Genomic DNA, 12530 nt, shown 5'->3' on the forward strand with positions numbered 1-12530 from the left:
CTGGTTTTTATGTTGCGCGCCATGCGTGAAGAGGTAATGGAATGCGATTTTCGGCGATAATTTTCATCCGCCGGCAAGATCTAGGAGAAAATATATTATAATAGACATATCCAGCCAATGTACGAACTAATATTGCTACTACATGAAGACCTGTGGGTAAATGATGTAAGAAATAGGATAAGGGTCTTCGACATTCGGAGGAATGCATATGGGAATTGTCTTCTCGATCTTGAAAAAGTACCGCGTTGCAGCGATTGCGGCACTTGCCATGATGCTGATCGAGCTCACCGTCGAGCTGATTCAGCCGCTGCTTATCTCCAAAATCATCGACGACGGCATACAGAAGCAGGACATGTCCGTCGTATGGATGTGGGGAGCCGTTTTGACTGGAAGCGCTATTATAGCCTTCATCGCCGGGATATCCAGCTCTTTTTTTGCTGCGCATACGAGTCAGGGGCTCGGTTATGATCTTCGCGATCAATTGTATGACAAGGTGCAGTCGTTCTCTTATTCGATATTTAACCGGTTCGCCACCTCATCGTTGATTACCAGGCTTACGGGTGACGTCACCCAGATTCAGGACACGGTGTTCATGGGCCTGCGGTTCATGACGCGCGTCCCGCTGGTGGTGCTCGGCAGCATTATCATGGCACTGGTAGTGAATGTGAAGCTGGGCTTGCTGCTTGTGCTGACCGTGCCCGTATTGTTTATTTTCATCGCTTGGATCATGAAGCGGGCTGCCGATGCGTTCCGCAGCGTCCAGCAGCGGCTGGATGCGGTGAACGGCGTCATCCAGGAGAATCTGACCGGGATTCGCTTGATCCGCGTATTCGTGCGCATGGGTCATGAGATTGAGCGCTTTGCTCGTACTTCCGGCAAGCTGATGAGCACCACCGTCTCGACCTTGCGATTAACGGAGACAACGATGCCGTTTATTCTCCTCGTTATGAACGCCGGGATCATGGCGGTCCTGTGGTTCGGCCGCAAAGATATTGCGTCCGGCAGTGCCAGCGTCGGCGAGGTGGTCGCCGTCGTCAACTATTCCCTGCGCTGCATCGGCGCCATGTCAGCCCTGTCTTGGGTCGTCGTTGCCTTTTCCCGCGGACGGGCTTCCGCCCAGCGTGCGCAGGAGGTGCTGGGCACGGAGGATATGGCGGCAGGCGCAAACAAGGACCAAGCCGGAAAAGTGGATATTCAGGGGGGCGTCAAATTCGAGCAAGTGAGCTTCAGTTATCCGGGCAGCGACATCGACGTCCTGACGGATATATCCTTTGAAGCGAAGCCTGGTGAACGCATCGCCATCATGGGAGCCACGGGTTCCGGCAAATCCTCGCTGGTCCAGCTGATTCCGCGGCTTTACGAGGAAGAGAAGGGGACCGTGCTCGTAGACGGCGTGGACGCCGCGTCGATCGATGAGGTGAACCTGCGCAGCAGCATCGGCTATGTGCCGCAGGAAGTGCTGCTCTTCTCCGGGACGGTGCGGGAGAATATTGCTTGGGGACGCGAGGATGCAACGATGGAAGAAATTCAGGAGGCGGCTCGCCGAGCTCAGATTCATGAGACCATTGAGCATCTGCCTAACGGGTATGACACGATGCTGGGCCAGCGCGGGGTCAATTTGTCCGGCGGACAGAAGCAGCGCCTGTCGATTGCGCGGGCGCTCGTGCGAAAGCCCGCCATCCTCATTCTGGACGACAGCACCAGCGCTCTTGACGTCCGAACGGAAGGCGCCCTGCTGGATGCCCTCAAGGATTTATCCTGCACGACGTTTTTGATTACGCAGAAGATCAGCTCGACCACTTCGGCGGATTTGATTTTGCTGCTGGATGACGGGCGTTTGATCGGAAAAGGGAATCATGACGCTTTGATGAAAAGCTCCGCTCTGTATCGACGCATCTATGAATCCCAGTATGGAGAGGAGGCGCAGCATCATGCTCAAGGCATTCACTGAACCGTTTCGTCACCCAAAGCCGAAGCTGGATCTTGACAAGAACAAGGATGGCGGCAGCCGTGGCGGCAAGCCGAAAGCCAAGGCGAAAAACTGGTCGGGCACCCTCTCCAGGATATGGACTTATCTTGCCCGGCGCAAAGGGAAACTCGCGCTCGTGCTGCTGATGGTGATGTTCAGCTCGGGCCTGGCGCTGCTGGGTCCATATCTGCTCGGGGTCGGGGTGGACAAATTTCTGGATGATGTAAGAAATCCCGACAGCTCCATCGATTCCGCCTGGCTGTACTTTCTGGTTGGCCTGGCCGTCGTATATGTCCTTCAGGCTTTAACCACCTGGCTGCACAATGTCTGGATGATCGGTATCGCTCAAGAAACCGTGTACCGTATGCGAATGGATCTGTTCACGCACCTGCACCGGCTGCCGATTCCGTTCTACGGCAAGCGCCAACAGGGCGAAATCATGAGCCGTCTGACGAATGACATCGAGAACGTGAGCTCGACGCTCAACAGCTCGGCCATTCAAATCTTCTCAAGCGTGCTGACTTTAATCGGCACGTTAACCGTCATGTTATGGCTTAGCCCGCTGCTTACGCTGCTGACGTTCCTGGTCGTGCCCCTGATGATGATGGGGATGCGCTGGATTACCCGCCGAACCGGCCCGCTGTTTAAAGAGCGTCAGCGCAATCTGGGGGATCTGAACGGCTACATTGAAGAAACGCTGTCCGGGCAGCGAATCATCAAGGCTTTTTCCCAGGAGGAACGGGTGGTCCGCGAATTCGATGATCGCAATCAACGGATTCGTCTATCGGGCTTCTGGGCGCAGAGCATATCGGGCTTCATTCCGAAGCTGATGAACGGGCTCAACAACTTGAGCTTTGCGATCGTGGCGGGCATTGGTGGCATCCTGGCGATCCAGGGGCATATTACGATCGGCGTCATCATTATATTCGAAAGTTACGCGCGGCAGTTTACGAGACCGCTGAACGATCTGGCGAACCAATGGAATACGCTGCTGTCCGCCATTGCGGGTGCGGAACGCGTATTCGAAGTGCTGGACGAAGAGGTTGAAGCGAAGGATGAAGGAGCGGCCGTCACGCTGAAGAGCGTAGAGGGGGCGGTCAAGTTCGACAACGTCTCGTTCTCTTACGATAAAGACGGGGACACCCTGGAAGGCATCAGCTTTGAAGCGAAGCCCGGCGAGATGATTGCGCTGGTCGGTCCGACCGGTGCGGGAAAAACCACCTTGATTCAGCTTCTCTCCAGGTTTTACGATCCGGACAGTGGAAGCATTACCCTGGACGGCCGGGACATTTCTTCGATCCGCAGGGAAAGCCTGCGTTCGCAGATGGCTTTTGTGCTTCAGGATTCGTTCCTGTTTCAGGGCACCATCCGTGAGAATATCCGTTTCGGCCGGTTGGATGCGACCGACGAAGAAGTGGAGGAAGCCGCAAAATTGGCTAACGCCCACTCGTTCATCGTGCGCATGAAGGACGGTTACGACAAAATGCTCAAGCCTGACGGCAGCGGCATCAGCCAAGGGCAGAAGCAACTGCTTGCGATCGCAAGGGCAATTCTGGCCAACCCCTCCATGCTGGTGCTGGATGAAGCGACAAGCAGCATCGATACCGTAACGGAGATCAAGATCCAGGAAGGGCTGCAGCGATTGATGAAGGGCAGGACGAGCTTCGTGATAGCCCATCGTCTGAATACCATCCGCTCCGCCGACCGCATCCTGGTGCTGAAAGACGGACGCCTGCTGGAGCAGGGCTCCCATGATGAGCTGTTGAAGCAGGGAGGGTTCTACAGCGATTTATATCATGGACAGCTGAAGCGCGCCGCCATGTAACTTTAGAGTGGCACCAAGAGGAAGAAGCGCATGTTCTTCTCTGCCTGCAGCCGCGTTTGGACGTATAAGGGTTACCAGGTATAGGCAGGTACATCCATAGCATCGTCATCGCATTTAACAAATTAGAGGCATCAGGACATTATCAAAACCACCGGAGCGGCTTACAGCCAATCGTTGCTCCGGTGGTTTTTTTGTCGGCATGCGCGGATTCAGATCTGCGCAGCCTGTATGCGAGCCCCGGATCATTGTCGGATGGGCAGGCATGTTTTCATCAAACGCCCCCGCATTGGCTGCCGTTCCTTATTTGGATCCGGTGGTTTGAACCTGCAGCTTATGCTGTGCCGTTCTGCCAAATTGCAGCATAAACAGCAGAAGGATTCCTGCTTGCAACGCCACCAAGACGATATAGATGTTGCTGTAGGTCGAAGCTCCCTGTACCATGTTCAGCGGGTTCCAGGAGGTGCCGGCGCCAAGGTCGACGGCTTTGCCGTACACCCCGGTGGCAATCGCGCCGGACAGGAAGTTAAGCAGGGAGAACAGTCCCATGCCGACGCCGGTTTGCTCTTTGGGCAGCGATAAGGAAATCGTCTTGGAGAGCGAGATTTGCATAAACATGATACCGACATTGCCGAAGATCAGGAACAGTGCAATCAGGAGCGGCGATACGCCAGCAAAGGTGGACAACAGGGCAAAGCACAGCAGCAGCAGGATGGAAGCCGCATAGAATAAAAAGCGGGTTCCCTTGGTATCCGCAAGCTTGCCGCCTCTTCCGCCCAGCATGGCCGTGACGACGGCTCCGGGTACCATGACAAATCCGATCCATCCCGGTGCCAGACCGTTCAGATCCGAGAGCAGCTGCGGAGTAAGAAAAGGCAGCGCATAGCCGACGCTCATGATGAACATGCCGAGGACAAGTCCGACCGTGTAGCTTTGGTTGCGGAATAAACGGGGCTGGACAAAAGGCGCTTTAGCCGAACGAATGCGCAGAAGGAACGCAAGGAACAGGATCAGGCTGCCTAAACCGAATATCCAGCCGCCTTGGGTCACCGCCAGGAGCAGCAGCGCGACCGTTCCGGCCAGAAGGCCGCCGCCGAGCCAATCGATCCGTGCGCCCTGGCCCTTTTCATTGCCCAGATATTTGCGATAAAGAGGGAGGGTGACCAGGATGAGCAGCGGAATGAAAAAGAGCCATCTCCAATGGAACGTGCTAACGACCAAAGCGGAAACCACCGGCCCGATCGCGTTGCCGATGGCGAGCCCGGTCGCCGTTATGCCGAGTGCGCGGCCCCGGTTTTCCGCAGGGAAGTAACGGACAGGAATGATCATGGCGATTGCCGGAATGACGGCTGCCCCCGCTGCCTGAAGGATTCGTCCCAGCAGCACCATCCAGTAGGCCTGTGCGGCCAAGCCCGTGATGGAACCGACAAAGAAGAGAAGCAATCCGAAGGTGACCAGATTTTTGAGTTTATAGGTGTCGGCCAATTTTCCGTACAGGACGGAGCCTATGGCATAGATGAGCATGTAAATCGACGATACCCAGCTGACCTGGGCGAAGGAAAGCCGGAATTCCTGGCTGATTTCAGGAAGCACGATATTAAACATGGTTGCGCTCATCGACGAGAGAATCATCGTAAACGCCAGAATGCGTATTAATTTTTCAGCCGACGGCTGTTGCGGTTGTTGATGCTCGTTCATGTGATTTCCCCCTTTCCTTTGGTTACGATTTATTCTACAATCGATAGTTAATAAATAAAAATATATATTATGACATGCATTCATATACTCAAGGGTATCAATAAAGGAGGAAGAATCTCATGGAACTGCTTCAGCTGCATTATTTTCAGACGGTGGCCCGAATGGAGCACATGACCAAGGCCGCGAAGGAACTTCGCATTGCCCAGCCTGCGCTCAGCAAGACGATTGCCCGCTTGGAGGAAGATTTGGGCGTGCCTCTGTTTGATCGGCAGAGCCGGCAAATCAAGCTCAATTCATTCGGGAAGGCTTTTCTGAAAAGCGTCGATACGGCGTTATCGGCCCTAGAGGAAGGCAGGAGGGAAGTGTCCGATTTGGCAGGCATGGAGCGGGGGAGCATCCGCATAGCAACGACGGCATTGCCCCGGCTGTCCAAAGCCCTGGGCGCTTTCCGCGCGCGATATCCTGACGTGAATTTTCGCATCATTCAGATTCCGCCCGACTCCACGATGGAGATGGTGCAGATGCTGGAAAACGGAGAAGTCGATCTGTGCTTTACCGCGGCGGCCCTGGACGAAGACCACATTCGGGAGATTCCGGTCCTCCATGCGGAGGTGTTCCTGGCGGTGCCTCACGGCCATCGATTGGCGGGACGGTCCCGCATTTCCCTTCAGGAGGTGGCGGGGGAGGCCTTCATCGAGTACAAGGCAGGCCATCCGTTTCGTAAAATGAACGAAGAGTTTTGCCGATTGGCCGGGATCAGCCGGGAAGTCGTATGTGAAGTCGATGAGCCGGCAGCATTGTCCAGCCTCGTATCGGCCGGGCTTGGAGCCGCATTTGTACCCGGATGCAAAGGGGACGACATGCCCCCGTACGCGATGGTGCGCATTGAGAAGCCTTCCTGCTACCGCACCTTTACCATAGCCTGGCTGGAGCGGCGTTACTTGTCCAAGGCCGCAACGGAGTTCCAGTCATTCCTGGTAGACTATTTCCGCGAGTTTCAGGAGCCGATGAAGCATAAAGACGTGATCTGACAAATCACGTCTTTTTCCTGTCCCGGCCGCCTCCCTTCTACATAAGGCGAGAATCCCCTTCATACCGTTTTATAGACCAAAGAACAGGGAGAAGTAGATGGCCACGCCCGTTGGTTACTCTTCATGACAATGAGGAGGTCTTCGCACACCCATGACGTTTGTTCTCAACCGGCTTAGGGAGAAGAAGGCTTCTTTTTTTTCGGCCCGATATTCACCCGCTGTTCACTATAAGCAGGCAGTACTGGGGAGCGCATCCTGTCGATTGAATCCCTTTCTAGCATAGACAAGACCCGATTTGAGTTCACATTAGTAGTACAGGCAAAAGTAAAACAAACTGTAGGAGCTGATTCATTGTCATCTTTCCGGATGCAATCTAAAATAATTGGGTGTGAGAACAGAGGAATGGATGGCGGTTAAATTGTTAACCTGGCCCGGCTTGTGTTCCTTTTTAAAGAAAAAAAATGCTCCCCATACAGTAACAGATTTTAATATTTCACCTGTTCACGTAAAGGAAGCATTTCTAAAGTCATCTACGATGACTTTTTGGAGATTAATTTAAATATTAATTACACTAAATTACTTGCTGATTGAAGTAACATATATTCTTTTCCATCAATTTCATATGATAGATCAGGAAGGTATTCCCTGGTTAACACATTAAGCGTTTTCTGATCTATGTCATTGTATTTAACCTCTGGGATAAAAATGACAAGGGCAAGAATAGATTCTAAAAAATCCAAAATAGGTTTTAAATACTTCTCACCATTGTTCGTTGTACTAACATTATCCATTATCAAATAAAATGATTCATCCACTAATGAAATCGGTGGAGCATCCTCGATTCTTTTAAAATCCTTAATTTCTAGCAATAATTCATCATTTGAATTCGATTTTATAGTTAAATATAAAACTTCGTTGTTCAATTTAAAAATAGCTTCGGCACTATCATCAATAACTTTAAATTTTTGAATAAGGCCTTCTCTTGATTGATATATACGATTTATGAACATACAGCACTCCCCACAATTTTCAAGCGTAAATTCTTATAAATCTGTTAATCTTTTAATTATAGAGTGGTAGGCATCACTTTGACCCTTATTTAGAGTGTTTCTATTTCTAAGATTCTTATATGCTTGATATGTTTGCTCCCACTTTAATTGATCACTCTCGGATCGATTATAGTCCTTTAAATACGAGTTGTTAATTATAACAGGGGTAGGATATATTCTGATATTAAAACCTCCTCTTCCTAAAGGAGTAAAAGAGCATATTCTATATAAAAAATATGCTTTCTTGATTAGTGAGAAAGAAGATATTGATGTGGAGCTCCTATTAAGTTTGGTAAGCGATTATCAAAACTATTACTTTTTAGCATTAGAAAGTTTGATTATGGAGAATTCAAAATTTTGGAGGATGCGATCGAAAATAAGTTAATTGATACCAAAAGTCTGATGAAATTTACTACTAAAGATGTTAAAGGAGAAAACAAAAAAAGAAAAACAAGTTTACGTGCTAAAGCCGAGAAAGCTTTAGAACACTTATAATTGGTATCTCATTTATAGAGGATCACCAGAAGTCACTGTGACTTGGTGTACCTCCTAAGAAGTAGAGAAGATAGAACCCATGTCCTACGCAATGAGAAAGCTAGACGCTATATCCAAAGTACAGGATTCACTAAAACTAGAAAAAGTAAGTAAAAGATCCCGAGGATTTCATCCTCGGGTTTCTGTTTTTATTCCCCATTCAGTAGGACCGCCTTAATTTTTTCTAAAACATAACTCCTTGATAAATTCTCTTGGAAATTCATTATATCAATTACTGAAAAGGAAAGATGCTTGCGAAAAAATCCTTGCCTGAAATGGAACGTTCTGGTATGCTATTGTCCTTCTCTCATTTTCGCCTTGTCTGAAGTGGATGGGTCCGCCATCTAAAATGCTTATCGGAGGTGCTTCATGCTTTATTTCACATTGGCTTCCAAAGCCTATGCCCGCAATTTGCAGTACCGCGGCGCCCACATGGTGCACAATGTCGCCAGTGCGATGTTCGGCTTCATGTATGCCTGTATCTGGCTCGGTCTCGGCGCCGATTACGCGCTCGGAGATTACGGAACGCAGGGAATGGTCGGTTACATCGCCTTTACGCAAGCCGCGCTCTGGGTTTCCAGTTTCGTCACGAATGGCCTCGGCATTCCCCAAGCCGTGCGAACCGGCCATATTTCCCTGGATTTGATGCGTCCCGTTCATTTGTTCAGTCATTTGATGGCCAAGGAATGGGGTCAAGTCGCCTACCAATTCGTTTACAAATCCATCCCGATTTACCTGGTGTATTATTTTGCCTTCTCACTGCAGCTGCCCGGAAAAGCAGTCACCTTCCTCTACGTTGCCATTGCGCTAGCAGGCGCCGCCTACTTATCGATTTGCATCAACTATCTCATCGGCGCATCGGCATTATGGACAACGGAATCGTCTTGGTTGTATTGGGGCAACCACGCGATGATCAATCTCCTAGCCGGTTTCTTCATTCCCATCGAATGGCTGCCGGGCTGGCTTCAAGCGATTGCCTGGTGGTCGCCGTATCCGTATCTGCTCTATGTGCCGACCCGGATCTATCTGGGCTTCGATGACGTTTCCCATCTGTGGGGCACGTTGTCATGGTGCGTGCTGATGACGCTGGCAAGCCTGCTGGCTACCGGCTTCCTAAGGCGGAAAGTGGAGGTGCAGGGAGGATGACCGCGAGATCCTGGCTATCCCTGTATGCGCTGCTGATCCGAACGAGCATCAAAAGCCGCATGCAGTACAAATTCAATTTCATCCTGGCTTCGTTTCTTGCCGCATTGATCCAAATTTCCGAGTTTCTCATGGTCGCCATCGTCCTCTACAAGTTCGGAGCCATTCAGGGCTGGTCCATGCATGAAATCGGGTATTTGTTTGCCGTCATGACGCTGTCGAAGACGCTCTACCGGACGCTTGCGGATGAAGTGCATCATCTTGAGAGATATCTGGTCAACGGGGAGCTTGACCAGCTGCTGACCCGTCCCATGCCGGTGCTGCTGGCGCTCATGCCGCAGAAATTCCGGATCATGCTGGGCGAAGTGCTGCAGGGCGGATTTCTGCTCTGGTGGTCGCTGCATGGCATGATGGCAGCAGGTCAGGTGGGATGGAGCGCGGTGCCGCAATCGCTGTACATTATCGTTACGGGTGCCGTCATCCTGTTCTCGATCGGCCTGGCGACCGCAACCTTCGGTTTTTGGACGACCCGGATCACCGAGCTTCAGAACCTGACGGAGGATGCGGCCCGGACGGCGGCCCAGTATCCGCTCACGTTGTATCCCAAATGGATGTCGTCGATCCTGCTGATCGTGGTCCCGGTCGGTTTGGTCAATTATGTCCCGTCGCTATACATACTTCGGGGCGAGCTCGGAGCCTGGGTGCTGCCTGCGTTGGCTGGAGCGGCCCTGTTATGTCTCATCTTAAGTCTGAAATTCTGGCAGTTTGGTTTGACGAAATATCAAAGTACAGGGAGCTAAAGGAGGAATGCGTCCATGATTGAAGTGAGCAACATACGCAAGGAGTTCAAAACGCCGGTCGTGAAGGAGGGGCGCTTCTCCGGTCTGCGAACCCTGTTTACGAGAGAATACCGGACGAAGGAAGCCGTGAAGGGGATCAGCTTTCAAGTAGAGCCGGGGGAATTCGTCGGTTACATCGGTCCGAACGGCGCCGGCAAATCCACAACGATCAAAATGCTGACCGGCATTCTCCACCCGACCTCGGGCAGCGTATCGATCGGAGGTTTGAATCCGCACAAGGAACGGCGCAGCGTCGTGAACAATCTGGGCGTCGTATTCGGTCAGCGCAGCCAGCTGTGGTGGGACTTGCCGGTGAAGGATTCCTACGATATTTTGGCGAAAATGTACAGCGTGGATCAGAAGGATAAGGAGCGCAGACTCGGACAGTTTGCAGAACTTCTGGATTTACGGGCGTTCTGGGAAACGCCTGTGCGCAAGCTGTCGCTCGGGCAGCGCATGCGCGCCGACCTCGCGGCCGCGATGCTGCATGATCCGGACGTGCTGTTCCTGGATGAGCCGACGATCGGCCTGGACGTGAACGCCAAGCGGAACATCCGCCATTTTCTCAAGCTGGTCAACGAGCAATTCGGCAAGACCATCCTGCTCACGACGCATGACATGGATGATATCGAACAGCTCTGCAATCGCGTAATGGTCATTAACAACGGCGAGCTTTCCTATGATGGAACGGTGAAGTCCCTGCGCGAGACGATCGGGCTGCCTACGGTCATCACCGTGACCTTCCGCGGACCTTTTGTTATCCCTGAGCAGTTTCAGGGGGAAGGCAATCTTTCCGTCCCGATCCGCGTGACAGGTTCTCTGGATAACACCGTCACGATTGAGGTGAACCGCCGCGAGATGAACACGCTTGATATTTTTAAAGAGCTGGGCCGTTGGGGCGAGCTGGACGATATCGATATGGAAGATCCCGATTTTGAAGACGTGATTCATAAGGTATACTGACAAAATCAGGAGAGGGCTTCAAATAGGAGCCCTCGTTTCACTCCAATATGCTAAACTACCAGTATATCCCTCATAAGGAGTCAAACATAGACGATGAGATTTACTATTCTATACATAGAAGACGATAAGGAGATCGGCGCTTGGTCCAAAGATTTTTTAATCGAACTTGGCTATAAAGTGATCTGGAGGACTTCAGGCCATGATGCTATGGAATATTTTGAAACGTGCAGCCTGGTCATACTGGACATCATGATCCCAGGATTGGATGGCTATACGATCGGACAGCGGTTCAAGCAGCGCCGTCCGGATGTACCGATCTTAATGCTGACTGCCAGAACGTCAATGGAGGATAAACTGCAAGGGCTATCCTTTGCCGACGATTACATGACCAAGCCGTTTCATCCCGACGAACTGGCTGCGCGCATTCAGGTGCTGTTAAGACGTTCTGGTTCAATGGCTTCGGATAACCTCCAGGTGAAGCATTTACATATTGACCGGAGAACGAACCGTATATTAAATACGGAAACGATGGATGAAATCGTTCTTACGGGGAAGCAATTTCACATTTTCATGTATTTAATCGATCATTTGAATCAAATATTGACCCAAAAGCAAATCTACGAGGCCGTATGGAGAGAACCGTATATTCATGGCGATAAATCGCTTATGGTGCATATTCGCCATTTACGGGAGAAGATCGAGATCGATTCAAGCTCTCCTCAAATTATAGAAACGATCCGGGGGGGCGGATACCGGGTGTGCTCATGAATGTGGGGCGCTCGCTTATGAACAGACAAAGGAAATGAACTTGCAATGGGAAGTGAAGTCCACTCCCAGCGGCGCCTTTGGCTATGGTTTGGGCGGAAACTTAAACGAAACTTAAACTTCGAGTCAACTTAATGCTCTCTTTAGATAGGTATGATGAGCTTGAGGTGATGAAATGAATGAATCAAGAATGAAAAAAGCGGGGGTTGTTGCCTGCATTGCTGCTGTGCTGTATGCCCTCCCCCATTATTGGTGGGGGCTTGGCTTTGGGTTTGCATTCCCCGGGGATTTCCAGGAGACGCCGGATGATTTTTGGTCACATGCGATCGGCTACTGGGGAATGGGAACCATCGCTATGTTGGCTGCCGTATTCGCGCTAGCTTTCACCAGGCCTTGGGGGAGACGACTGCCGAAATGGATGTTAGTTGTTCCGGCAACAGCCGGTTCGGTGTTGTTGTCATTATGGGGATTTATCTATTTCGCCCTGCAGTATCTGTTAGCGGTTGGACGCGTTCAGTCGGCCCCGATGCACGCTGCTCAAGATGCAAGCCCCATGGCGGCGTGGGGATACTTCTGGTATGCGCTCTTTCTGGTCTGGGGAATTTCGCTAGGCATTGCTGCATACCATGCCGGAAAAACCCGTTGGCGGAAAATGGAAGATCAATTTCACTAAATAATCGGAAGTAATATTTTGGATTGCACATTTTTGGTATCTTT

11 protein-coding genes are annotated in these 12530 nt (G+C 51.2%); 9 read left to right on the top strand and 2 right to left on the bottom strand.

What is annotated here, in order from left to right:
* Window positions 1–208: 208 nt before the first annotated feature.
* Together GYMC10_RS06675 and GYMC10_RS06680 are read left to right on the top strand one after the other, a co-directional pair.
* Window positions 209–1951 (top strand): ABC transporter ATP-binding protein, encoded by a 1743-nt coding sequence (locus GYMC10_RS06675; protein WP_015733849.1) that lies wholly within the window; start codon window positions 209–211, stop codon window positions 1949–1951.
* Window positions 1932–3794, top strand: coding sequence for an ABC transporter ATP-binding protein (locus tag GYMC10_RS06680; protein WP_015733850.1), 1863 nt, complete (start codon window positions 1932–1934; stop codon window positions 3792–3794). Before GYMC10_RS06675 ends, GYMC10_RS06680 begins: the two co-directional genes overlap by 20 nt.
* Window positions 3795–4094: 300 nt before the next feature.
* On the opposite strand, the gene GYMC10_RS06685 is transcribed toward GYMC10_RS06680, so the two are convergent.
* A complete protein-coding gene (locus GYMC10_RS06685; RefSeq protein WP_015733851.1) occupies window positions 4095–5489 on the bottom strand; it encodes an MFS transporter in 1395 nt (464 codons plus the stop codon).
* 119 nt (window positions 5490–5608) lie between these two features.
* On the opposite strand from GYMC10_RS06685, the gene GYMC10_RS06690 reads away from it, so the two are divergent.
* Window positions 5609–6520 carry a LysR family transcriptional regulator gene (locus GYMC10_RS06690; RefSeq protein ID WP_015733852.1) on the top strand — a complete coding sequence of 304 codons (912 nt, stop codon included), beginning with the start codon at window positions 5609–5611 and terminating at the stop codon, window positions 6518–6520.
* A 566-nt stretch (window positions 6521–7086) separates the two neighbouring features.
* Here GYMC10_RS06690 and GYMC10_RS06695 read toward each other — a convergent pair.
* Window positions 7087–7530 carry a hypothetical protein gene (locus GYMC10_RS06695; protein WP_015733853.1) on the bottom strand — a complete coding sequence of 148 codons (444 nt, stop codon included), beginning with the start codon at window positions 7528–7530 and terminating at the stop codon, window positions 7087–7089.
* Window positions 7531–7926: 396 nt separating this feature from the next.
* Here GYMC10_RS06695 and GYMC10_RS32470 point away from each other — a divergent pair, with 396 nt between their 5' ends.
* The 6 genes from GYMC10_RS32470 to GYMC10_RS06720 all read left to right on the top strand — a co-directional run bounded on the left by GYMC10_RS32470 (window position 7927) and on the right by GYMC10_RS06720 (window position 12486).
* Window positions 7927–8064 carry a hypothetical protein gene (locus GYMC10_RS32470; protein ID WP_187293012.1) on the top strand — a complete coding sequence of 46 codons (138 nt, stop codon included), beginning with the start codon at window positions 7927–7929 and terminating at the stop codon, window positions 8062–8064.
* A 408-nt stretch (window positions 8065–8472) separates the two neighbouring features.
* Window positions 8473–9249: an ABC transporter permease gene (locus tag GYMC10_RS06700; RefSeq protein ID WP_015733854.1), complete on the top strand. Its 777-nt coding sequence runs from the start codon at window positions 8473–8475 to the stop codon at window positions 9247–9249.
* Window positions 9246–10046, top strand: a complete 801-nt coding sequence (locus tag GYMC10_RS06705; RefSeq protein ID WP_009591717.1) for an ABC transporter permease — start codon at window positions 9246–9248, stop codon at window positions 10044–10046. The genes GYMC10_RS06700 and GYMC10_RS06705 overlap by 4 nt, the downstream gene beginning before the upstream one ends.
* Window positions 10047–10061: 15 nt before the next feature.
* Entirely contained in the window at window positions 10062–11048 is a 987-nt protein-coding gene (locus GYMC10_RS06710; RefSeq protein WP_015733855.1) for an ATP-binding cassette domain-containing protein, read from the top strand.
* A 93-nt stretch (window positions 11049–11141) separates the two neighbouring features.
* A complete protein-coding gene (locus GYMC10_RS06715; protein WP_015733856.1) occupies window positions 11142–11816 on the top strand; it encodes a response regulator transcription factor in 675 nt (224 codons plus the stop codon).
* Window positions 11817–11988: 172 nt separating this feature from the next.
* Window positions 11989–12486, top strand: a complete 498-nt coding sequence (locus tag GYMC10_RS06720) for a DUF3995 domain-containing protein (RefSeq protein ID WP_015733857.1) — start codon at window positions 11989–11991, stop codon at window positions 12484–12486.
* The last annotated feature ends 44 nt before the right edge of the window (window positions 12487–12530 follow it).

Origin of the sequence: Paenibacillus sp. Y412MC10 (assembly GCF_000024685.1) — a bacterium.
GTDB classification, from domain to species: domain Bacteria; phylum Bacillota; class Bacilli; order Paenibacillales; family Paenibacillaceae; genus Paenibacillus_AQ; species Paenibacillus_AQ lautus_A.